We start from the raw sequence: 24066 nt of genomic DNA on the forward strand, positions 1-24066 counted from the left end.
ATTAAAGCGTTTGCTCTAAAATGCGAACAACTAATTGCTCAAAAGTTGCCCCGTTCGCTTTTGCAGCCATCGGTACTAGTGACTTTTCAGTCATGCCTGGTACTGTATTCACTTCAAGCAGGTAAAAATTCCCTTGCTCGTCTTGCATAGCATCAACACGACCCCAACCACTTGCACCCACTAAATCAAACGCATCTAGCGATATGGCTTGTAAGTACTTAGTATCTTGCTCTGATAAATCTGCAGGGCAATGATACTGGGTTGTATTTGATTGATACTTAGCTTGGTAATCGTAAAAGCCATTAGGTGTCGTCATCTCAATGACTGGTTGTACATCGTCGCCAAGCACCGTGATTGTAAATTCACGACCAGTGATCCACTGCTCTACAAGTACTTGGTTATCAAACTTAAATGCATTAGCTAGTGCATCTTCAAGCTCTTGTGTTGTACTTGCTTGCGCCATACCTATGCTTGAACCTTCATGCGATGGCTTAACCATGACCTTTTTAAATTCATCCATAATGGCTGCAGCATCAAAGCCTTTTTTAGCATCAACTACGGTATAAGGTGCAGTGCTTAAACCCGCTGATTTAAATAAGTGCTTACAACGTACTTTATCCATAGCAAGTGCTGAACCTAGTACATTACTGCCCGTGTAAGGCAAGTCCATAAATTCAAGTGCTCCCTGCACTGTGCCGTCTTCGCCACCACGGCCATGCAAAGCGATAAAAACGCGATCTACATTTAATTCTTTTAACTCCCACAAAGAACGACTTTGTGGGTCAAATGCAATTGCATCAATACCACTATTTTGCAGCGCATTTAAAACAGCCTGACCCGATCGTAAAGACACTTCACGCTCTGCTGAGTTACCACCTAGCAGTACCGCTACTTTACCAAATTGTGTGTTTACCTGAGTCATACTTCACCTTGCTTAAGTTTTTCTATCGACATACCCGTTGCAGCTAATGTTTTAACTAACTGACCTATATTACCAGCGCCTTGGGTTAATACTAAATCATTGTTTTGTAAATTTGCGGCCAAAACACCTGCAAGCTCAGCATTTGTTGCTACGTGCAGCGGCTCTTTGCCACGTTGGCGAAGGCTACGGCATAAGCTTTTGCTGTCGGCCCCTACAATAGGATCTTCACCTGCGCTATACACATCAAGCAATAGTAACTGATCTACATCAGCAAGAACTTTTACAAAATCTTCGTATAAGTCGCGTGTACGAGAAAACCTATGAGGTTGATATACCATTACTAAACGCTTATCAGGCCAACCTTCACGTACTGCTGCAATTGTTGCTGCAACTTCTGAAGGATGATGCCCGTAATCATCAACTAACATCACATTGCCACGCTCGTTTTCAAATTCACCATAGTGCTGAAAACGACGACCAATACCTTCAAACTTCTGCAGCGCTTCTAAAATTGCATGATTCGCAATGTTTTGATCTTTTGCCACAGCAATCGCAGCGGTTGCATTAAGTGCGTTGTGTCTACCTGGCATATTCAACGTGGCAGTTAAACACTCACCTTGCTTGTTAGTTACTGTAAATGTGCACGTATTAGCTGATTGGCTAAAGTCGCTCATGCGATAATCAGCATCCTTCGATTCGCCATACGTAATAACTGGGCGACCAAAGCGCGGGATAAGCTCAGCTGCAACTTCAGAGTCAATACATACAACAGCTAAACCATAAAACGGCAAGTTATGAATGAAATCGACATACGTGTCTTTCATTTTTTCAAGACTGCCGCCATAAGTATCCATGTGATCTTCTTCAATATTTGTGATGACCGAGACCATTGGCTGCAAGTGTAAAAACGACGCATCGCTTTCATCAGCTTCTGCTATTAAAAAATCACTTTTACCTACTTTTGCGTTACTACCTGCGCTATTTAACAAGCCACCAATAATAAAAGTTGGATCGAGCCCTGCTTGTCCATAAATACTTGCAATTAGGCTTGTTGTCGTTGTTTTACCATGCGTTCCCGCAATCGCTATACCGTGGCGAAAACGCATTAGCTCTGCGAGCATTTCTGCGCGGCGCACAACAGGGATTCTTGCGGCTTTAGCTGCAATAATTTCAGGATTTGTTTCATCAATCGCGCTTGAAACAACCACTACATTGGCATCTTTCACGTTATTTTCATGATGGCCAATAAATACCTCAGCACCGGCTTTAATTAAGCGATCTGTCATAGCGCTATGAGCAATGTCAGAACCTGTAATACGGTAGCCTTCAAAAGCGAGTACTTCAGCAATACCGCCCATACCGGCTCCACCAATACCAATAAAGTGAATGGTTTCTATTCGGCGCATTGCTGGGCGCGTGTGTTTTTCTTGTACTGACGTTTCTTTCACTTATTTTCTCTTATTTGTTACTTGCTCACAGTGCGTTGCTACGCTTGCTGTGGCATCTAAAATGGCTTGTTTATTTGCATTTGTAGCCATTTCAGTAATTAATGAAGGTTGGGCTAAATATGGGCTTAATAGTTCAACAATTGATTGTTTATTAAACTGCCCTTGTGGCATTAATAATGCGCCATTAGCCATCACTAAATATTGTGCGTTTGCTGTTTGATGGTCGTCCACGGCATGTGGAAAAGGAACAAAAACAGCCATTTTACCTGCTGCTGCAATTTCGCTAACAGTTAATGCACCAGCGCGGCAAACAACAATATCAGCCCAGCTATACGCCGCGTCCATATCATCAATAAATTCAGCTATTTTTGTATTACCATCCGCAAAGCCATGCATTTTATAAGCTGTTTCTACAGTAGATAAATGACCTTTACCTGTTTGATGCCATACGCTTATAGGAGCTGTATTATTTAGTACTTTAAATGCTTCTGGTAATGTTTGATTAAGCACTTGTGCACCGAGCGAGCCGCCCACTACTAAAATATTAATAGGGCTTGATACATCGCGTTTGGCTATATTCATAACGCTTTGGCGAACTGGGTTACCTACTAGCTCGGCTTGACCCTGTGCAAAAGCACTTGGAAATGCTGCTAATACACGTGTAGCCACCTTAGCTAGCAGTTTATTGCTCATACCCGCTACAGCGTTTTGCTCGTGAATAATTAACGGAATACCTAAACTCTTTGCGGCAATTCCCGTGGGTCCCGTAACATAACCGCCCATTGCGAGTACTACATCAGGGCGCTGTTCTTTCAATACCTTACGCGCTTGCAATACTGCATTAACTACCATGAATGGGGCTTTAATAAGACGTTTTAATCCGTTACCACGAACACCTTTTACATTAATAAAATCAATATCTATATTATGCTTAGGTACAACGCTTGCTTCCATTCGATCTGGTGTGCCAATCCAGCTAACTTGCCAGCCCTGCTGTTTTAAATAATCAGCCACTGCAATACCAGGAAAAATGTGTCCGCCAGTTCCACCAGCCACTACTACTAATTTTTTACTCATCGCTTGCCTCCACGTGAGGTGGCTTGTTTGGTTGCCATTTTGGTTTCAAAATCAACACGCAATAAAATGCCCGTGGCAATGGTCATAATTAACAAGCTTGAACCACCATAAGAAATAAATGGCAGGGTTAAACCCTTAGTTGGCAAAATACCTGCGCTCGCACCTACATTCACCATGGTTTGAAATGCAAACCAAATACCAATGGCAAACGAAAAATAGCCTTCGTATTCTTTGCCACACTTAAGCGCTTGTTGGCCTATTAATAACGCTCTAAATACTAAAGTAGCTAATACCATTAAAATACTTACAACGCCTATTAAACCAAGTTCTTCACCTATTACAGCAAAAATAAAATCGTTATGCGCTTCAGGTAAATATTGCAATTTTTGTACACTATTACCTAAGCCTTGGCCAAACCAACCACCTTGGCTATAAGCCATTAGCGATTGAACCAACTGATAACCTTTACCAAAAGGATCATCCCAAGGGTCTAAAAAGCCGACAACACGCGCCATTCGATATGGTTCAACAATAATCAGTAATACAACCAAACCGACGCCAGTTAGAATAAGTACAAAGAACTGCCATAATTTAGCGCCAGCTAAAAACAGTAAACCAACCGTTGTTACAAACATAACAACCACTGTGCCTAAATCAGGTTGCAGCAAAATAAGCAGCGCATACACTGCAAATACAGCTATTGGCTTGGCAAAGCCTTTAATATTTTCTTGTACTTCTTCGCGTTTTCTTACCAAATAACCCGCAATATAACTAAAAAAGTATAATTTAGCGGCCTCAGCAACCTGAAAACCAACAGGGCCAATAGGTATCCATCGTTTAGCACCATTCACTTCACGCCCAACAATCAATACCGCTATTAACAACACCATGCCTAGTATTAATAAATAAGGGTTGGAACGTTTCCACCAATCCATTGGCACACAAACACTTATCCAAAAAAGCACAAAAGACATTGCCAAAAACATGCTGTGGCGAATAGTAATATGGTATGGGTCATCAAATAACCGCTCAGCGGTCGGCATTGAAGCGCTGGTTACCATGATAAAACCAACACCAATTAACATAATTACGCAGTACAGCAGCGGTACATCATACAACTGACCTGAAGGTTTTGGTGTTAATGCATCTCTTATATCGGCAAAAGCAATCATAGTTGCCCTGCCATAACACATTGAATAAAGTCATCACCGCGCTGCATATAGTTGTTATACATATCAATGCTGGCACATGCAGGTGCTAACAAAACAATATTGCCTGTACTACTAAGTACGTTGGCCAAAGCAACGGCTTCTTCCATATTGTTAGTTAAATAGCTTTTATTGGTAATCGCAGCTAAGTCACTTGCATCTTTACCAAAACAAATTAATGCTTTTACATGCTGTTCTATGTAGGGTTTAAGTGCGTTTAAATCAGCGCCTTTAGCATCGCCACCTGCAATAACAATCAGGTTTTCACCATCACTAGCCAAGCTATCTATTGCAGCAATGGTCGCTCCAACATTCGTTGCCTTTGAATCGTTAAAATACTTTACACCGTTAAGCTCAGCTACAAATTGGCAGCGATGAGCCAACCCATTAAATTGACCTAACGCGTTCTTATATTGATCTTTACTTACTTCAAACGGACTTAAAAGCGCCATTACTGCAAGCGTATTTAAATAATTGTGCTTACCCACTACCGCAAGCGTATCAACAGGTAAAAAGGCATCGCCTTTAAGCATAAAATGAGTTTCGCCATTATGCTGCGCTAAATGGTAATCACCTTGTTGAGCACCAAAGCTGATTAGGGGGGTTGTACCACGCTCAACTGGATGTGTTTGAATATCGTCGGCATTGACAACAATAAGCTCTGCACCGTCATAAATACTTAGCTTTGAGTCTATATAAGCTTGGTAACTGTCGTATCGGTCAAGGTGATCTTCTGACACATTTAATACCGTTGCACTCACAGGTTTTAAACTCGTTGTGGTATCTAGCTGAAAACTAGATAACTCAAGTACATACACATCAAAATCATCGTTGAGTAAATCAAGCACCGCTGTGCCAATATTCCCACCCAAAGCAACTTTATAGCCGGCTTCTTTTAATACTTCATAAGCGAGCGTAACCACGGTTGATTTACCGTTAGAGCCCGTAACAGCAACAACCGGTTTTGTATTAATACGTGCAAATAACTCAACGTCGCCAATCACTTCAACACCTGCGTTAATTGCATTTGCAACAGCTGGTATTTTTAAGCTAAGCCCAGGGCTTATAATAATCATATTGCTTGAACAAAGCTCAGCGTCATCTAAATTACCAAAGTGGGTATCTAGATTTGGAGCATGCTCTTTTAACCAATCAATCCCCGGCGGGGTTGCTCGGCTATCAACGACCTTGGGGGCGAGGCCATGAGATAATAGAAAACGCACAATGCCCAGACCGGTTACACCGAGTCCGAGCACTGCTATTTGTTTGTTTTTTATCTCGTTTAAATACTGCATTTATCGAATCTTTAAAGTAGCTAAACCAGCAAGCACTAGCACAACAGAAATAATCCAAAAGCGCACAATAACGCGAGGTTCTGGCCAACCTTTTAATTCATAATGATGATGAATCGGCGCCATTCTAAAAATACGTTGACCGCGTAATTTATACGACCCCACTTGTAATATTACCGATAGTGCTTCCATTACAAATACACCGCCCATAATAATAAGCAGTAATTCTTGGCGTACTAAAACAGCAATAATACCTAATGCGCCACCAAGTGCTAATGAGCCAACATCGCCCATAAATACTTGTGCTGGGTAAGTGTTAAACCATAAAAAGCCAAGCCCTGCGCCCACAATGGCAGTACACACAACCACAAGCTCACTCGCCAGCGGTAAATGTGGAATATGTAAGTAAGCCGAAAAGTTAATATTACCTGTTAAGTAAGCAATAATTGCCAATGCTGCAGCCACCAAAATAATTGGCACAATCGCCAAGCCATCTAAACCATCGGTCAGGTTTACTGCGTTTGATGTACCTACTATCGCAAAGTACGTAAGCACAATATAAAACAAACCTAATTGCGGTAATACGTCTTTAAAAAATGGAACAACAAGTGATGTCTCAGATGCTTGTGCACTGGTAAAGTACAAAGCAGTAGCTACAACTAATGCAATGACCGATTGCCAAAAGTACTTCCACTTAGCAATTAAACCTTTTGGGTCTTTGCGAATAACTTTACGGTAATCATCAACAAAGCCAACAATACCTAATGAGCCAATTACAAACAGTGTTGCCCACACATATTTATTTGATAAATCGGCCCAAAGTAGCGTGCTGGTAAAAATAGCCGCTAAAATAAGTAAGCCACCCATAGTCGGTGTACCCGATTTAGACAAATGCGATTGCGGGCCATCGTCGCGAACTGTTTGACCTATTTGCATACGTTGCAAACCACGAATTAACTTAGGCCCCAAATAAAGAGACATAATTAGCGCAGTTAAAATACCTAAAATGGCACGTAGCGTTAAATACGAAAAAACATGAAAACCACTAAAATACTGTGTTAAATACTCTGCCAGCCAAACTAACATTATGATACTCCATTGATGGCTTGTTGCTGGCCATTAACTAAATCGGTTACTAATAATTCCATGCGAGAACTGCGCGATCCTTTCACTACTATTGTTGTTTTTTTATTCACTTTATTAATACTTTCTTGAATTTTTTGCTGCATCTGTTCGCGGCTCGAAAAGTGACGATTAGGGAGTTCAAACACATCACTTGCGTATTTACTTAACACGCCTAATGTAAATAACTCATCAATCCCTTGTTCAAGTGCATACTCGCCAACTTCTTGATGGTACTTACGTGCATCTTCACCAAGCTCACCCATATCTCCGAGTGCAAAAATGCGGTGACCTTGCATATCACTTAACAAGTCAATCGCAGCCTTTACCGACTTAACATTGGCATTATAGGTGTCATCAACCACGGTAAGTAAATCAGACACTTCAATTAAATTAACGCGCCCTTTTACATCACCCATTGTGGCAAGTGCATTGGCTATTTCTTCAAGGGTTACATCAAATTCACTGGTCAGCGCCGCAGCGATAAGTGCATTACTAATATTATGCTTACCAGGTAGTGCCAAAGTAACAGGCACTTGCTTGTTTTTAGTGCAAAGCGTAAAGCTTGCACGTGCATTGGCATCAAGCGTGATGTTCTCAGCCCAAATGTCTAGTTTTTCTGTTGTAGAAAAGCGCTTAACATTACGCCCTTCAAGTTTATCTAACCAATACTGGCTAAATTCACTATCGCAATTAACAATGGCAACGCCGTCATCTTTTAGGCCATCAAAAATCTCACCTTTAGCTTTTGCAACGCCCATTAAGCTACCAAAACCTTCCAAGTGAGCTGCTGCAACATTACATACAACGGCCACATCTGGTTTTGTCATTGCCGTTGTGTAAGCAATTTCACCTAAGTGATTTGCACCTAGCTCAATAACAGCAAAACGATGTTGAGGCTCTAAGCGCAATAACGTAAGAGGGACGCCAATATCGTTGTTAAAATTACCTTTAGTAGCTAATACATCACCGTGAACCGACAAAATTGCCGCACACATTTCTTTTACGGTGGTTTTGCCTACACTCCCTGTAATTGCAATTGTTTTAGGCGCCACTTGTGCCATAACAGCAGTGCCAATTGTACCTAGTGCAATACGTGTATCGCTTACTATAAATTGTGGAATATCTACATCAACTTTGTGCTGAACAATAACGCCTATAGCGCCTTTTTGTTTAGCCTCAGCTATAAATTTATGGCCATCAAAATTTGGCCCTTTAAGTGCTAAAAACACTTCGCCATCGCACACTGTGCGAGTATCAGTATTTATATTTAGCACGTGTTGATTATCACCTTGATAATCAGTTGTTAGCACATTAGCTAACCAATCAAAATCCATTGGGATCATTGTGTTATCCCTCTTACTGCTTTTTTTAGTTGTTCTTGTACATAGCGGCGATCGCAAAAGTCGATGCGCTTATCGCCTATAATTTGATAATCTTCGTGGCCTTTACCTGCAATCAAAATAACATCATCAGCTGTAGCATTTTCTATAGCAAAACGAATTGCAGTTGCTCTATCAGCCTCTAAATGTGCATTTTGAGGATGGGTTAGACCGCCTGCTACATCTGCAATAATGTCATCAGGATTTTCTGTTCGAGGGTTATCGCTGGTAATAATCACTTTATTAGCGTTTTGCTCTGCAGCTTGCGCCATTAATGCGCGCTTACCTTTGTCTCTGTCGCCACCGCAACCAAATACACAACTTACACCACCTGGCACATGCAACTGCAATGCTTGTAATGCAAGTGCAAGTGCATCGGGTGTATGGGCGTAATCAACAACACACGTTGGCATGCCAGCTTGACTAAAAGCTTGCATTCGACCAGCGACTGGCTGTAACTGCGCACAACCAGCAACTAGTTGTTCAAGCGGATAACCTAGCCCTAGTAATGTAGCGAGCGCTGCCGTTAAGTTATATAAGTTGAATTCGCCAAACAGAGGCGATTTAATTGAAATATCACCCCAACTTGTCGACAACTGCGCCGAAATACCTTCACTTGAATATTCAACATCAGAAAAATAAACGTATCGGGCATTCTTAGGAGCTAAGTTTTTGCGGCCATAACAAATTAGGTTATTAAAATCATACTTTTCAAGCCATTGCTCAGCTTGAAAGTCATCTTGATTGAGCACTACAACTTGCGGCTCAAAATCACGGAAAAGCATTAATTTCGCATCACCGTAACTTGCCATATCACCATGGTAATCTAAGTGATCGCGCGAAAGATTAGTAAACACAGCCGCTTTAAACTGACATTTAGCAACGCGTTGTTGCACTAACCCATGAGATGATACTTCCATGGCTACCAGCTTTTTATGATGCGAATTTAAATCGCTCAAAATATGCTGTAAATCAACTGTTGAAGGCGTAGTGTTTATCAGTGGAATTAAGTTATCAGGATGGCCATAACCTAAAGTGCCTATAATAGCCGAATCAGTACTACAAAATTGCGCTAAGTGGGCAATCATTGCTGTGGTAGTCGATTTACCATTTGTACCTGTTACACCAATTAAATCAAGAGTCTGACTTGGTTGGCTATAAAAGCGACTAGCTAATTCTGGAAGCTTTTTATCAAGCTCTGAGACTAAATACAGTGGCTCAAAACTGCTTTCAAATTCACATAATCTGTCAGCAATGATAGCTATTGCGCCATTTTCAATTGCTTTAGCAATAAATTGTCCGCCATCAAGTGTATGGCCTTTAATAGCAACAAATACATCACCTGGCGTTACTTCACGGCTATCAAGGCGTAAATGCTTTACCAGTTGCGAGGGCGCATCTATTTCGATGTATTTTAAAATATCCTTTAAATCACGCATCGTTATCTTTACCTTGTACGTACGCAACCTCTTCCTTGTCAGGCGCTACGTTTAATATTCTTAATGCGTTAGAGATGATTTCTGCAAATGCAGGGCCAGCGGTGGCACCTCCATAGTACACATCACCACCTGGTTCATTAATCATAACTACCACGGCTAAACGAGGATTACTTGCCGGTGCTACACCTGCAAAGTAACCTACATATTCATCACCATAACCACCTGCTACGGCTTTTTTAGATGTACCTGTTTTACCGGCAGCACGATACCCATCAACTTTTATGTTGCGAGCAGTACCGTCTTTTTCAAATACACTTTCCATCATGTGGACTACGGCTTCTACGTCTTTTTGTTTAAAAATACGTTCGCCTTCAGGTATATTATCTTGCTTTAAAATAGTCAGTGGTCGATTAACTCCACCAGCGCCTAACATGGTATAAAAGCGCGCCATTTGCGCAGTACTTACCGAAATTGCATAACCAAATGATAAAGTGGCAATTTCAAAGTCAGACCAACGACGATTTGGATAAAACAAACCGCTGCTTTCACCTACCATTCCAGTACCGGTGTCACTGCCAAAGCCTACTTTTTGATATAAGCCAACAAGGTAATCTTTAGGCACTAACTGAGTAACCTTCGCAACCCCCATATTTGAGGAGTACTTTAGTATTTCGCGCAGTGTTAGTTCGCCGTGATTACGAGTATCTCTAACTAAACTACCACCTAAACGCATCCAACCTGGGTAGGTATCAATCGTGTCATCTGCCTGAATGGCGCCGTAGTCTAGCCCAGCTAAAATGGCTAGAGGCTTAACAGTTGAGCCTGGTTCAAACAAATCTGTAATTGCGCGATTACGACGCTTATGAGGTGCAGCATCGCTTAAGTTATTTGGATTAAATGAAGGACTATTTACCATTGCCAGCACTTCACCGGTTTTAACATCAACTACCATAGCTGAGCCCGATGTGGCTTTGTAAGTCAGTACAGCTGATTTTACAGCTTTGTAGGCAATAGCTTGAATTCGCTGGTCAATACTTAGTTCTATACTTTCTGGCTCTACGCGCTCACGCTCGTCAAGCACTTCTACTTCACGCCCTTGTGCGTCTTTACGTATAGTGCGGCGGCCTTCCTCGCCCGTTAAAGCGTTTTCGTATAGCTTTTCAATACCTTCAATGCCTTTACCGTCTATATTAGTAAAACCAATAACATGCGCGGTAACCTCACCGGCGGGGTAATAGCGTTTAGATTCATCTAGTAAATGAATACCTGGTAGGCGTAAATCGCCAATATAATTTGCTACAGCAGGAGTAACTTGGCGCTTTAAATAAACAAAGCGACGCGAGGGATCGTTTAATAGTCGAGAGTTAATCTTCTTAGTATCAATGCGCAATACATCTGCAAGCTCACGCCAGCGTAAATCGTTTTTATAATAAAGTGCGGTACGCTTATCAAGCTCAGCGGTATTTTCAGCTAAAGATAAATGATCTTCGCCGCTTTTACGTGCTTGTTTAATTACTTTAGAGACAAGCGACTTGTGCAATGCTTTAGGATCAGCATATACACTTACAACAGGCACACTTACCGCTAACTCTTTACCATTACGGTCAAAAATCATCCCGCGTTGCACATGTAGTTTTTCAACGCGCACGGTACGTTTGTCACTTTCTGACCGTGCTTTATCAGGTTCTATTACTTGTAAATAAGCAGCGCGAGATACGAGTGTTACAAACACCATAAACACAACTGCACACACCAGCATAAAGCGCCATGTGATTAAATTAGTGACTGGTTTTTTGCCTCTATTTCTCATTGTACTATTATTACCTGCTCATCTTGACTCGTAGGTCTTTTCATTTTCAATTGTGATGTAGCTACTTCTTCAATGCGTGCATGTTGCGAATAAAATTCTTCTTCAACAAGTAAGTAGCGCCACTCTAAATCGAGCTCATCGCGTTCTTGTAATAATTGATCTTGCTGTATAAGTTGGCCACGAGCTAAGTGGGTTGTTTGCACAACAGCTAAACTAGAAGCGAATATCACAACCAACAAGGCCGAGGTTAGCTTATTAGCTCCTAGGCCTTTTAATATTTCAAAGAATAAATTAGGTTGCCGATAGCTCGCTTTTTTACTCATCCCAACCTCTGTGCAATCCTAAGTACAGAACTACGAGAACGTGGATTACGCTCTACTTCTGCAGCACTTGGCTTAATAGCTTTACCCACTGCTTTTAACGTCAGATTTTTATTTATTTGTGCATCAGTTAAAGGCAGACCTCTGGGTAATGCTTCTCCCTTACTCTGTTTTCTAATAAACTGTTTTACAATACGGTCTTCTAAAGAATGAAACGAAATCACTACTAAACGTCCGCCTGGCTTTAGCACTTTAACTGCAGACTGTAGCGCAGTTTGAATCTCTTCAAGCTCACTATTAATGTAAATACGAATAGCCTGAAAAGTACGGGTAGCTGGGTGTTTAAACTTATCTTTTACCGGTACAGCTTCATCAACAAGGTCAGCAAGCTGCTTGGTAGTTGTGATTGGCGTGTGCTCACGAACTTCAAGTACTTTGTGTGCAATGCGTTTACCAAACTTTTCTTCGCCCAATTTTTTAATTACGTGGGTAATATCATCCAACTCAGCCTCTGCTAACCACTGTGCTGCACTGCGACCTGTTGTAGGGTCCATACGCATATCGAGTGGGCCGTCTTTCATAAAACTAAAGCCACGCTCAGCGTCATCTAATTGTGGTGACGAAACACCAATGTCTAATAAAATGCCATCGACTTTACCAATTAGATCGTTTTGCTGTGCTACTTCGTATAGGTTTGAAAAGCGAGTATGTGCAATTGCAAAACGTGGGTCATCAGCAAATTTTTCAGCTGATTGTATTGCTTGTGGATCTTGGTCAATTGCTTGCAGGCGACCTTCATCACCAAGGCGTGCTAAAATTTGCCCAGAGTGGCCACCACGTCCAAATGTACCATCCATGTATATACCGTCAGGCTTAATTGCAAGGGCATCGATGGTCTCATCCATTAATACGGATACGTGTTCAAATTGCGCTGTCATTAGCTATTGTGTGCCTTTTTTTGTGCCGTTAGAGTGTAAAATTATCTAAATCTTGGTTAGGTTCAAAATCACCAAGCCTTTCAAGCTCAGTATCTTGCTGCATTTGCTCGTGCCAACGCGCCTCGTCCCAAATTTCAAACTTATTCATCAAACCAACCAGCATGATTTTTTTGCCAAGAGATGCATGGGCACGTAATGACGGCGCAAGCAAAATTCGACCATTTTTATCAAGTTGATACTCTGTAGCGTTACCTAGCAACATACGTTGCATTCGTCGAGCTCGTGGATTCATATTAGATATTTTCGCTAAACGGCTTTCTATTTCGAGCCACTCAGCCAATGGATATAACCATAAACACGGTTCATTTAATGCGACGGTACAAATAACTGTCCCCTGATCTTCAGACAACAGAGATTCTCGGTACTTTGTCGGTACCGCAAAACGCCCCTTATCATCCAAACTCAGTGAACTCGCGCCACGAAACATAAAAAACCTACTTTGAAATTGTTTTATTCAATTTTTTGCTTATTTTATCCAATGAGATCCACTAAAAACCACTTTTTACCACAGTGCTCCAGTTTAGGGCTTGACAAGCCATTTTGTCAAGTAAGCTGACCAGCTTTAGTGAGTCTCAAAGCTAGAAAAAATAAGGGCTCAAGCGAAGCGTTTGAATTACGTGGGAAAAAGTGGGATTGAGGTAAAGAAAAATATCAGCTTTGCTTTTATAACTTTCTGTTTACATGCATTGCTTACTGAATAACCAATGAATATTTACAATTTTTAAGGCGTTTTTATCCTCTTTGTAAAATTTACCTAGCCGTGTAGTAATAGTTACTGTTTATTTTAAAATACTAATTATCAAAAATTAAAAAACACAAACAAAACCTTTCAAATTCAGGCAGTTAAAATAAATAACAAGTTTGGTTTAATCATTGCATCATCTAAATCACTATTTAAATTTTTAACTTATTAAGGATTGATTATGGCTACTGCAACGAATACGAAACCAAATACAACTTCAGATGTTAAGCCTGACGTTAAACTAACAAATACTGAGTCTCCTCTTACAGAGAAAGCAACATCAGCGGCGCACGATGCTGTAGATGCACTTTCTAGCAAAGCTGCAACAGCTGAAAGCAGTGTGCGTAAAGGAGCTTCTAGCTCGGCAGATGCATTGAGCGAAAAACAACTTATTGCACGTGAAAAACTAAGCGAATGTACTGCAAAAACTCGTGCTTTTGCTTCTGAAAATCCATTAGCAACTGCGGGTATTGCTTTTGCTGCGGGTATGTTAATCACATCACTACTTAGTCGTAAGTAATTAGTGATGAATAACCCACAAACAACAGCAACCAAGGATGGTAATGCGCAAGACCAAACTACTGAGCAACATAGCCAAAAGGACGATTGGCAAGATCATGTTGCAATGCTTTTAGAGTATTCTAAGCAGCTCAAGGATGATTACCAAACTCAAGGAAAGATCACCCACCAGCTTGCTAAAGCTGAATGGCGGTTATCGCTTAGATCGCTTGCATTGATCACTATATTTTTAGGATGCTTTGCCAGTGGTTTGGTTTTGTTGTGGGCAGGATTTCTAGGTGCTGTTGGATACGGTGTATACGATGTTTTTGGGTCGGTATGGCTAAGTATAGCAACAGCTACTTTACTACAAGTTGCTTGTTTAATATGGCTTTGGAAAAATACAGTTTACTTAAGCAATAAAATTGGCTTTAGTAAAACACTTAAAAGTTTAAAGCATCTATTTAACTTACAAGGAAATTAGTATGTTAGTTAACTACTTAATTAAAGCACCTAATGAAAACGTTGATGCTCTAAGTAAGCAAATGGATACGCGCAGTGAATTGAAACGCCAACATCATGCAGCGTTCCAATATAGACTAAAGCGTTTTGCCGTAACCAAAGTTGGGCTTTCAAGTGCCTTTATCGCAGGTGCAGCAGTACAAGCGGGTAAAAGCGAAACCAGCTTCGTAAGAAAATACGGCTGGCTAGTGAACTTGATAGCTTAAGCGCTAAACATTTCTACCGTGATCAGATAAGTAATCAATACTTGGACCATTTGGCACAACTTGTGTTGGGTTGATCATTGTGTGACTAAAATAGTAGTGACGCTTAATATGATAAAAATCAACTGTTTCAGCCACTCCTTTAACTTGATATAGCTCCCTAAGGTATCCACTCAATGCAGGATAGCTTTCAATTGTGCGTAAATTACATTTAAAATGGCCAACGTACACACTATCAAACCGAATGAGTGTAGTGAATAATCGCCAATCTGCCTCGGTGAGCCTATTACCTGTTAAATAACGCTGCTTGCTCAGTATCCCTTCTACTTTATCGAGTGCTTTGAATAAATCGTTAAACGCCTCTTCGTATGCATCTTGAGTTGTTGCGAATCCCGTACGATAAACACCATTATTTATATTTGGATAAATCAACGCATTTGATTCATCAATTTTTGGTCGTAGTGCCTCTGGGTAGTAATCATCGTTATTACCTGTTAATTCATTAAATGCACTATTGAACATACGTATAATATCGGCAGACTCATTACTGACAATTTTATTTAGCTTTTTATCCCACAATACGGGTACGGTAACTCGCCCGGAATACTTAGGATTATTTTTTGTATACACTTGATGTAAGTAGTTACTATTAAATAAAGCATCACCAGTACTGTGGTTTTGCGTATCAAAAGCCCAACCACTATCAAGCATATCAGGGCTAACAACCGACACCGTAATTAAATCTTGCAGTCCTTTTAACGATCTAAATATAAGCGTTCGATGCGCCCAAGGACACGCAAGTGACACATATAAATGATACCTGTTCGCTTGTGCTTTAAAACCAGCCTCGCCCGTTATTCCAGCGCTACCATCAACAGTTACCCAGTGACGTAACTGCGCCGTTTCGCGTTCAAACTTACCGTTACTTGAATCTGTGTCGTACCATTTATCTTGCCATTGGCCGTTAACTAATAATCCCATAAAACTCTCCTAAAAATACCGTTATATTTTGCCAAACTCGCCGTTTTGATAATCACGCACTGCTTGCTGTACTTCAGCTTGCGTCGTCATTACAAACGGACCCATATGAGCAATTGGCTGATTAAGTGGATCGCCTGCTAAAACCAAAACGCCAGCGCCTTGTTCAGAGCTAATATTAATATCACTGCCTGGTTCTAAAATAAGTAACTTACCCGCTGGTATTGTTTGATAGTCGCTCATTATTAGTGAGCCGCTATGAATATAAAGCATTACTTTTTGTTGGCTAAGAGGCTCTAAATAAATGCTTTTACCAGCAGGTAATGTAATATCAGCGAGCGCCGCATTAGCAGCTAAACTTTGCAGCTCGCTTGCAAGCGTTTCACTTTCGAACTGCCACGATCCCGCAAGTGCTTTTAACGTCACGCCTTGCGTATTTGTAAAACTAGGAGCTGGGTTTTTAGTCGTATCTTGATAACGTGAATCACGCATTTTTTCTGCGCTTGGCATGTTTATCCAAATTTGAAAGCCATGCAGACCATCTATAGCATCAGCGAGTGGCATTTCACTGTGCATGACGCCGCACCCTGTGCTCATCCATTGCACATCGCCTGCTTTAATTGCTTCTTTGTTACCCATTTGGTCACGATGCTCAAAGCCACCTTTTAGAATATAAGTAAACGTTTCAATTCCTCGGTGCGGATGCTCTGGAAAGCCTCCCATATAATCTTTTTTGTCGTCTGACTTAAGTTCATCAATCATCAAAAACGGATCTAAATATTTACCATCAAACCCAGGTATACGGCTAATGCTCACGCCATCGCCATCTTGAGTTGCATAAGCTGTAAGTATTTTTGATATTTTCATTTTTTAATTCACTCTAAAGAATAAGTTTATGAGGCTATTAAATCATTCATTAAACAAAACAACTATGTCTTTAAATCGAGCTTAAGGTTCTAAAAAATAGAACGACATTGATTCATTGGTTACATTTTCAACCTTATAATTACTATGGTTATTTGGAGTGAATTTGGCTACAATTGTTATTGCAAAATACGAAACTAAGGAATGGTTATTTTTACTTATTCTCTCAAACATCAGCTTTATCGTTTGCTTATATTGCTAAGTATTCCGGGCACCGCTGTAATTATTTTTACTCTGCTGCTTGAACGCCACCACTCTATTGAGCAAAGTGAAAAAAAAGTAGAAAACATTGCTAAGCAATTAATTTTACAGCAAAAGCACTTAGTCGATGATATTGACCGTTTAGCGCGTTATTTGGCTAAAGAGGAAAGTAAGAAAGAAAATATAGCAACGTCCTGCCCTAATTATTTTAATCAATTTAGAGCTATTTATGCCCATGTTGCCAATATCGGGATTATAGATCCAAATGGCATTGTTATGTGTACAACAAGCGGATTAACCAAAACAATAAGTATTGCAGATCGTGCGTATTTTCAAAATGCCTTAAAAAGTAACCAATTGTCGGTAGGTTATTTTCAGCACGATAGAAACTTGCAAAAAAACACCCTTAACTTTGCGTTGCCTATCATTAATAAAAAAAATGTAATTCAGGGCGTTGTAGTTATCGTTGTTGCGCTTGACTGGTGGAACAATGCTTTTAATAATATTGAACTGCCGACTGGCTCTATTGCTGCAATCGCTGATTCTAATGGAAAAATTTTAGCGCGTTACCCACCAACAACTGCAGCCCTTGGCGATAATATTGCAAAGACTTTATTAGCAACTGATTCTTCGATTGATAATGAGTCATCAACAAAAATAAAATCTATTGAGGGTGAAGATCGAATGCTTCATCACTCTATTATTTATAAAGATCCGAGTAATAACAGCTTAAATATACATATTGCACTTCCTATTACGCATGCTTTAAAGCAAATAAATAATAATTTTTTTATAGCGATTGGTGTGTTTATTTTATCACTGCTAGTGCTATGTTTAATTGCACGTAAGCTGCTTAACACCAGCATTATCGACCCAATTAATAATCTAACAAATGCAACAAACGTGTTGGCTAAGGGCGAAATGCCGTCACAAAAAACACAGCCAAATAATCCAGAGCTAAATACTCTCTATCAGCGCTTTAAATCAATGGCGCAAACTAGGTTAACCGCCGAGGCTAATTTAAAAAACAAGCACGATGAGCTTACTAGCTTGCTTAATACTCTGCCCGATAGCTACGTTAGAATTAACATCCATGGCGATATTCTCAACATAACAGGGCAGTTTAAGCCTCAAGTAAATCCTAACAGCACTGCAGTACCTCATTTATCATCAATACTTTCTCACAACAATGTGCAGCTTTTGTTATCGCAGTTATCTAAGCTTGATGTTTCGAGTAATTTAGAATTTACACTCGAAAAATCAGATCCTAAACGCAGCTTTGAAGCGCGTATTAGTGCAATGCAAAGTAAAAATGAATACGTTGTTGTGCTAAGAGATATAACACAACGAAAAATAAATGAAGAAGCACTCCACCTTGCCTCGCTAGTGTATAACAACAGTAGTGAAGGCATGGCAATCACAGATCCAGCGGGTATAATATTTGATGTAAACCCTGCGTTTTGCAAAACGACTTTATATAATAAAGAAGAAGTTATTGGGCGCTCCTCTTCAATTCTTTCATCAGGAAAACATGATAAGAATTTTTACAATAAAATGTGGTCTGAATTACAGCAAACAGGCCGCTGGCAAGGCGAGGTTATTAACCGTAAAAAGAACGGGCAGCTATACTCTGAGTGGCTCACAATCGATACGGTTTATGATACAAACAACGCACCTATTCGTCGAATCGCGATATTTACAGACCTCACTGAGAAAAAACAAGCCGATGAAACAATTTGGCGACAAGCTCACTATGATCACCTAACTGACTTACCAAATCGTTTAGAGTTAAAGGAGCGATTAAATCAACGATTTTCAAGCATTGTTACTCCCGACAATCAATTGGTTGTCATGCTTTTAGATATAGATCACTTTAAAGATATTAATGACACATTAGGCCATCACTATGGTGATAACTTATTAAAACTCGTATCTCAGCGTATAGTCCAGTCGGCAAAAAATGCTGAGTTTGTGGCACGTATTGGTGGTGATGAGTTTGTTATTGTGTTTAATCGTATAAAAAGTACGCGTCATATTAATCAAATTGCCAGTAATATTTTGCTTAGCCTATCGTCGGCTTTGCATCTTGAAAACGAAGAGTTATTTATTAGCGCCAGCATGGGCATAGCATGCGCCCCTAATGATGGTGAAAATACTGAACAACTTTTAAAGGCAGCCGATCAGGCTATGTATAAAGCAAAAAGTAATGGTCGTAACTGTTTTGAATTTTTCTCTGCTGACATGCGCGAATATGCACACGCGCGCATGGTGCTATTAAAAGACTTACGAAGTGCCATTGAACTTGAACAGTTTGAGTTGTTTTATCAGCCCATTGTTGCTTTGAATGATTTACATATTCATAAAGCTGAAGCACTTATTCGTTGGCAACATCCCGAAAAAGGCCTAATTAGCCCTGTCGCATTTATTCCTCTTGCTGAAGAAACTAGGCAAATAAATGCAATTGGCCAATTTGTATTTGCTCAAACCTTGCAAACGCTTAACGATATAAAAACCCTAACCGATGACACTTTTCAAATAAGTGTAAACGTGTCGCCAGTGCAGTTATCCACGCCAGAGAGTGGTATAGATGAATGGTACGATATGCTAAAAGCTGCAAAATTACCTGCATCCTCAATTGTGGCAGAAATAACTGAAGGCCTAATGATTAACCCCGAAGCATTAACGCAACGTCGCTTAAAAGAAATAGTAAAATCAGGTATGCAGCTTGCCCTTGATGATTTTGGTACAGGATATTCGTCACTCGCTTACTTACAAGAAATGGATACCGATTATTTAAAAATAGATAAACGTTTTGTTGATAATATCCAAGTAGGCAGTCAAGAACTTGCACTGTGTGAAGCAATAATTGTTATGGCGCATCAACTGGGCTTAAAAGTAATCGCCGAAGGAATTGAAACTAAATTACAAATGCAGCTATTACTTGAAGCCGGATGTGATTACGGACAAGGTTATTTATTTTCAAGACCTTTAAATAAAAGCAGTTTTATGGCACTTCTAGCTGATAAAAAAGTCGCTTTATTAAAATAAATAAACAAAAAATTACTGTTACGCAATAAATAATGCGTCTGCGCGGTCAAGTTAAGCAATCAGATATAAGTAGTAACAGGATTTAAAAATGGCAAAAGCAACATTAGAGCAATGGCGAATGTTTAAAGCGGTTGTGGATCACGGCGGATTTGCAGGCGCAAGTGCGGCTGTACATAAAAGTCAGTCAACCGTACACCATGCTGTTCAAAAACTTGAAGCCGCCTTGCAAATTAAGTTGCTTGAAGTAAAAGGTCGTAAAGCATTTTTAACCGATAGCGGTAAACTAATTTTACGCAGAGCTGAATTTTTAATTGAAGAAGCAACTAAAATAGAATCGGTAGCGAGCACACTAAGCGAAGGCGTAGAAAGCACATTAAAAATAGCTGTTGATGAAGTTTTTCCACACACCATTTTATACCAGGCACTTGCTAAAACGAGTGAACTTTACTCGCTTTTAAAGATTGATTTAGTAGAAAGCGTGCTAACCGGTGCAAACGAATTACTACATAACTCAGTGGTTGATTTAGCCATTTCATCAATTCCTATCTATGGAATTAGTTGCAGTACGTTATGCGATATAGAGTTTATAGCCGTTGCGCATAAAGACCATGTATTACACCAACAAACTGAACAACTCAACTTTCGCGATTTAAAGCTACACCGGCAAATAGTAGTTCGCGACTCAGCAACCCACACCAGTCACAATGATGGCTGGTTAGGTGCTGATATGCGCTGGACAGTCAGCCATTTACGCAACTCTATTGATATGGTTAGTCAAAATTTGGGTTACGCTTGGCTGCCAAAAACACAAATAGCACATTTAATTGAAGATAAAACGCTCATCCCACTTAATTTAGACCAAGGTACAACCCGTACCCTTAATTTATATTTAATGTGCAACGACAACGACAGGCTTGGTCCTGCAGCACAAGAGTTTAAAGAGCAGCTTATAGCTCTCACTAACTTTAGCTAATAGCTATTCGTTTTTTACATCGAGGTGATCTGCCACATAGGCGCCTCGCTGCCCACGCTCTTTAGCTGGGCCTATAGTACTGTCTTTACCTGTTTGCTGCTCAGTAGCTGCATTAATAACAGCACCTAATGTGATTATATAAGCGCTGATATACAACCACATCAACATGATCACTACACCACCTAGTGAGCCGTAAGTTTCGTTGTAACTAGAAAAACGCGACACATAAAAAGAAAAACCTATAGATGCCAAAATCCAAAGTACAGTAGCAATAGACGAACCCATCGTGATCCAACGCCATTTGGCCGGTTTACGATGTGGGGCATAACGATATAAAAGTACCAATGCAAAATTAAAGGTAAAAGCTAATAATGGCCAAGAGATGAGTTTAATTAATAAATCTATACTTTCTTTTAGTCCCACTAAATTAAGTACAATAGGTAAAATACCAATAATTAATAACGCAAAAATTGCGACAACAATCGCCCCTACCGAAAATAAAAAGCGTACTAATTGAGCTTTAAAAAATGAACGCTTTTCATATTCACGATAACTAATATTACACGCAGTAATAAGTGCTTGGCTGCCCTTAGAACTACTCCAAATAGTAAGTATAAGCGTACCGATTGCACTTAAGCTCAAGCTTGCACTTGATGTTTTTGCAAGGCTAGAAACCTGAGATAAAATTAGTTCACTGGTACTTGGTGGGAGCAAAGTAACTATTTTACTTAAATGATCACTAATATCTGCGGGGGATGAAAAGTACGCATACACAGATACCATCGCCGCAATGGCCGGAAAAATAGCAAGTAACGCATAAAATGCCACACCCGCTGCCACTATAGATAAGTTATCTTCACTCATTTGCTTAAAAATGCGCTTAACAATATCCCACCAACCTATAAAAGGGATATGACCAGGCTGCTCAGCTTGCTGTCCTCGTTTAGCTTCTTTCATTCTAAACCTCAATATTTGTATTACATTACTACAGCAAAATGTTTGCCAAGTTAAATAAAGTATTTGGTACTAAACTTGCTGTTACCTAATATTAGCGATTATAAAAACCAAACACGGACGATAAGCCATGCCTAGTAGCCAATCAAACATTATAGCTTTAAACAATACGCCTCCCAGCACGCAAAGTTTTCAAGGCGATGTGTTTACGTGGCAGTTTTTTCATGAACAAGCTGTGCAATTACTTCATGCAACAGCGCAAATATTACCCACACTATTACTCGGTATAATACTTTTAGCATTAAGCTATTTAATTGCAGGGCCACTTTCTCGATTGCTTATAAAGCCTGTTGACTACATGACTGACAGTAAACTAGTTCATCTAGTTGTAAGGCGCAGTATAAGCACTTTAATTATTTTATTTGGCGTGTACTTATTCCTGCGTTTAGCAGGGCTTACCGAGTTTGCTGTCGCCATTATGAGTGGCACGGGACTAATAGGACTTATATTAGGTTTTGCCTTTAGAGACATAGCTGAGAACTTTATCGCTAGTTTATTACTGAGCATACAGAGGCCTTTCAAAATCGACGATGTAATTGAAGTAGACAATCGTTTAGGCGTTGTTAAAAAAGTAACCGCAAGAGCAACCACACTTGTTGATTACGATGGCAATCATATTCAAATACCCAATGCGACGGTATATAAAAATACTATTAAAAACCTGACTGCCAATCCAAAAATGCGCGGAAAAGTAGAAATTGGTATTGGCTATGATAATGATATACGCAGCGCACAAACTCTTGCCCTAGCTATTGCCAATCAACAAAATGCGGTGCTTAGCGATCCACCTGCGCAGGTTTTAATAAAAAACTTAGGCTCATCTACTATTAACTTCGTTTTGTATTTTTGGGTTAATAGCGAGCAACACAGTCCATTAAAAGTAGCTTCCCAGCTTATGCGCGAATTAGTCAATGAGTTCACAAAACAAAACATCAGCATGCCTGATGATGCACGAGAAAGAATTATACTCACCGACCCTAGTGAAAATGTTTCTAATTTAGAGGAAAAACAACCATCGCAAGTGCAAAGCGAAAAAAGTGAAACAGTTGATCAAACTAAAACACTTGATGATGTGAGCAGTGATACCGACGAAATACGTGAACAAGCAGAGCAATCAAGAGACCCAGAACAAGGTAAAAATATTATTTAATAATGCTGAAGTTGTATATATTAGTATTTAGCTCAATATTAATACTCTCGACCCAATAAGCAAAATAAGCAAAATAAGTAATCAACGCTAATATATATTAACGCTGGTTAGGAAGTATCTTATGAAAAGGCAAAAGGCTTTATAGGATATTAATCGACTTTTGCCCTTTGTTTGCGGAGTTTTTCAAGTTAGTTGTCGCATCAAATAAAATTTTATGCCGCCCGCATTGCTTCTTTTTTCTCTGGATTTAAATTTACTTCATTGATCAGATGCCCACAGCTAGTCTGGTCTAGTTACTACTACAATCCACCAACACCGCCTTGTATCGACCTCTAAACAGTTCACCATCTGTATTATGTGTTCTATTAGAATATTGCGTATAGAGACCATTAATATGTTTCATGGCTCTGCCCATGTTTGCATCAGGGATTTTTATTAGTAGGTGGTAATGATCGGTCATTAAATAATACGAATGCACTTCAATATTAAAACGAAAACTGGCTTCCTCAATGCAGTATAAAAAATGCTTAGAATCGTCATCACTCAAAAAGGTGTTTTCACGCCCTCTTCCGCGATTCATCACATGATAAAACACATTTTCATACTCTATTCGTAGTGGTCTAGCCATAATAATAAACTCAATGAGCAATAAACTATAAATCTAGATCATTGATGTATGAAGGTAAGATTTGACCCTGCCGAATCGCTAAAAAGCAGTTAACACCCTCCTACCTTTATATTAATGACCTTAGCTCAAAGTCATTTTCTTCGCGCCCAGCTTTATCTTTCGCTTTA

General features: G+C 39.9%; 22 protein-coding genes. 6 read left to right on the top strand and 16 right to left on the bottom strand.

Going from position 1 to position 24066, the window contains the following annotated elements; all coding sequences use genetic code 11:
• Position 1: 1 nt before the first annotated feature.
• From H5090_RS00290 to mraZ, 12 genes are read right to left on the bottom strand one after another with little or no spacing between them, the layout of a single operon-like run.
• Complete coding sequence (locus H5090_RS00290) at positions 2 to 922, bottom strand: D-alanine--D-alanine ligase (RefSeq protein ID WP_058154153.1); 921 nt, start codon at positions 920 to 922, stop codon at positions 2 to 4.
• Positions 919 to 2370 carry a UDP-N-acetylmuramate--L-alanine ligase gene (murC, locus tag H5090_RS00295; RefSeq protein ID WP_039485322.1) on the bottom strand — a complete coding sequence of 484 codons (1452 nt, stop codon included), beginning with the start codon at positions 2368 to 2370 and terminating at the stop codon, positions 919 to 921. The genes H5090_RS00290 and murC overlap by 4 nt, the downstream gene beginning before the upstream one ends.
• On the bottom strand, positions 2371 to 3447 hold the full coding sequence (gene murG, locus H5090_RS00300; protein WP_182692342.1) for an undecaprenyldiphospho-muramoylpentapeptide beta-N-acetylglucosaminyltransferase: 1077 nt from the start codon (positions 3445 to 3447) through the stop codon (positions 2371 to 2373).
• Positions 3444 to 4619, bottom strand: coding sequence for a cell division protein FtsW (gene ftsW / locus H5090_RS00305; protein WP_024606332.1), 1176 nt, complete (start codon positions 4617 to 4619; stop codon positions 3444 to 3446). The genes murG and ftsW overlap by 4 nt, the downstream gene beginning before the upstream one ends.
• Positions 4616 to 5950 carry a UDP-N-acetylmuramoyl-L-alanine--D-glutamate ligase gene (gene murD, locus H5090_RS00310; RefSeq protein ID WP_182694713.1) on the bottom strand — a complete coding sequence of 445 codons (1335 nt, stop codon included), beginning with the start codon at positions 5948 to 5950 and terminating at the stop codon, positions 4616 to 4618. The genes ftsW and murD overlap by 4 nt, the downstream gene beginning before the upstream one ends.
• The gene (gene mraY / locus H5090_RS00315; RefSeq protein ID WP_002957990.1) at positions 5951 to 7033 is read right to left on the bottom strand and encodes a phospho-N-acetylmuramoyl-pentapeptide-transferase; all 1083 of its coding nucleotides are present in this window, start codon (positions 7031 to 7033) and stop codon (positions 5951 to 5953) included.
• On the bottom strand, positions 7033 to 8415 hold the full coding sequence (gene murF, locus H5090_RS00320) for a UDP-N-acetylmuramoyl-tripeptide--D-alanyl-D-alanine ligase (protein WP_182694714.1): 1383 nt from the start codon (positions 8413 to 8415) through the stop codon (positions 7033 to 7035). Before murF ends, mraY begins: the two co-directional genes overlap by 1 nt.
• Entirely contained in the window at positions 8412 to 9890 is a 1479-nt protein-coding gene (gene murE / locus H5090_RS00325) for a UDP-N-acetylmuramoyl-L-alanyl-D-glutamate--2,6-diaminopimelate ligase (RefSeq protein WP_182694715.1), read from the bottom strand. The genes murF and murE overlap by 4 nt, the downstream gene beginning before the upstream one ends.
• Positions 9883 to 11700: a penicillin-binding transpeptidase domain-containing protein gene (locus H5090_RS00330; RefSeq protein WP_182694716.1), complete on the bottom strand. Its 1818-nt coding sequence runs from the start codon at positions 11698 to 11700 to the stop codon at positions 9883 to 9885. Before H5090_RS00330 ends, murE begins: the two co-directional genes overlap by 8 nt.
• Positions 11697 to 12023 carry a cell division protein FtsL gene (gene ftsL, locus H5090_RS00335; protein WP_002957986.1) on the bottom strand — a complete coding sequence of 109 codons (327 nt, stop codon included), beginning with the start codon at positions 12021 to 12023 and terminating at the stop codon, positions 11697 to 11699. The genes H5090_RS00330 and ftsL overlap by 4 nt, the downstream gene beginning before the upstream one ends.
• The gene (rsmH, locus tag H5090_RS00340; protein ID WP_024606338.1) at positions 12020 to 12958 is read right to left on the bottom strand and encodes a 16S rRNA (cytosine(1402)-N(4))-methyltransferase RsmH; all 939 of its coding nucleotides are present in this window, start codon (positions 12956 to 12958) and stop codon (positions 12020 to 12022) included. The genes ftsL and rsmH overlap by 4 nt, the downstream gene beginning before the upstream one ends.
• Positions 12959 to 12986: 28 nt before the next feature.
• A complete protein-coding gene (gene mraZ / locus H5090_RS00345; protein ID WP_007582904.1) occupies positions 12987 to 13445 on the bottom strand; it encodes a division/cell wall cluster transcriptional repressor MraZ in 459 nt (152 codons plus the stop codon).
• A gap of 496 nt (positions 13446 to 13941) precedes the next feature.
• Between mraZ and H5090_RS00350 the strand changes: the two genes are divergently transcribed.
• From H5090_RS00350 to H5090_RS00360, 3 genes are read left to right on the top strand one after another with little or no spacing between them, the layout of a single operon-like run.
• Positions 13942 to 14280: a DUF883 C-terminal domain-containing protein gene (locus H5090_RS00350; protein ID WP_182694717.1), complete on the top strand. Its 339-nt coding sequence runs from the start codon at positions 13942 to 13944 to the stop codon at positions 14278 to 14280.
• Positions 14281 to 14286: 6 nt separating this feature from the next.
• Positions 14287 to 14742 (top strand): hypothetical protein, encoded by a 456-nt coding sequence (locus tag H5090_RS00355; RefSeq protein ID WP_182694718.1) that lies wholly within the window; start codon positions 14287 to 14289, stop codon positions 14740 to 14742.
• 1 nt (position 14743) lies between these two features.
• A complete protein-coding gene (locus tag H5090_RS00360; RefSeq protein ID WP_024596383.1) occupies positions 14744 to 14986 on the top strand; it encodes a hypothetical protein in 243 nt (80 codons plus the stop codon).
• A 3-nt stretch (positions 14987 to 14989) separates the two neighbouring features.
• On the opposite strand, the gene H5090_RS00365 is transcribed toward H5090_RS00360, so the two are convergent.
• Both H5090_RS00365 and H5090_RS00370 read right to left on the bottom strand, forming a co-directional pair.
• Positions 14990 to 15964 carry a glutathione S-transferase family protein gene (locus tag H5090_RS00365; protein ID WP_182694719.1) on the bottom strand — a complete coding sequence of 325 codons (975 nt, stop codon included), beginning with the start codon at positions 15962 to 15964 and terminating at the stop codon, positions 14990 to 14992.
• A gap of 21 nt (positions 15965 to 15985) precedes the next feature.
• Entirely contained in the window at positions 15986 to 16828 is an 843-nt protein-coding gene (locus tag H5090_RS00370) for a pirin family protein (RefSeq protein ID WP_182694720.1), read from the bottom strand.
• Positions 16829 to 17029: 201 nt separating this feature from the next.
• On the opposite strand from H5090_RS00370, the gene H5090_RS00375 reads away from it, so the two are divergent.
• A complete protein-coding gene (locus tag H5090_RS00375) occupies positions 17030 to 20134 on the top strand; it encodes an EAL domain-containing protein (RefSeq protein WP_182694721.1) in 3105 nt (1034 codons plus the stop codon).
• An 88-nt stretch (positions 20135 to 20222) separates the two neighbouring features.
• The gene (locus H5090_RS00380) at positions 20223 to 21107 is read left to right on the top strand and encodes a LysR family transcriptional regulator (RefSeq protein ID WP_182694722.1); all 885 of its coding nucleotides are present in this window, start codon (positions 20223 to 20225) and stop codon (positions 21105 to 21107) included.
• Between the two features lie 3 nt (positions 21108 to 21110).
• Here H5090_RS00380 and H5090_RS00385 read toward each other — a convergent pair whose 3' ends face one another.
• Positions 21111 to 22064: a YihY/virulence factor BrkB family protein gene (locus tag H5090_RS00385; protein WP_182670939.1), complete on the bottom strand. Its 954-nt coding sequence runs from the start codon at positions 22062 to 22064 to the stop codon at positions 21111 to 21113.
• A 127-nt stretch (positions 22065 to 22191) separates the two neighbouring features.
• On the opposite strand from H5090_RS00385, the gene H5090_RS00390 reads away from it, so the two are divergent.
• Positions 22192 to 23271, top strand: coding sequence for a mechanosensitive ion channel family protein (locus tag H5090_RS00390; RefSeq protein ID WP_182694723.1), 1080 nt, complete (start codon positions 22192 to 22194; stop codon positions 23269 to 23271).
• Between the two features lie 289 nt (positions 23272 to 23560).
• Here H5090_RS00390 and H5090_RS00395 read toward each other — a convergent pair whose 3' ends face one another.
• Positions 23561 to 23899 (bottom strand): transposase, encoded by a 339-nt coding sequence (locus H5090_RS00395; RefSeq protein WP_259395014.1) that lies wholly within the window; start codon positions 23897 to 23899, stop codon positions 23561 to 23563.
• Positions 23900 to 24066 lie beyond the last annotated feature (167 nt).

The sequence above is a fragment of the Pseudoalteromonas sp. SR43-5 genome (assembly GCF_014163835.1).
In the GTDB taxonomy this organism is placed as follows: Bacteria; Pseudomonadota; Gammaproteobacteria; order Enterobacterales; family Alteromonadaceae; genus Pseudoalteromonas; species Pseudoalteromonas distincta.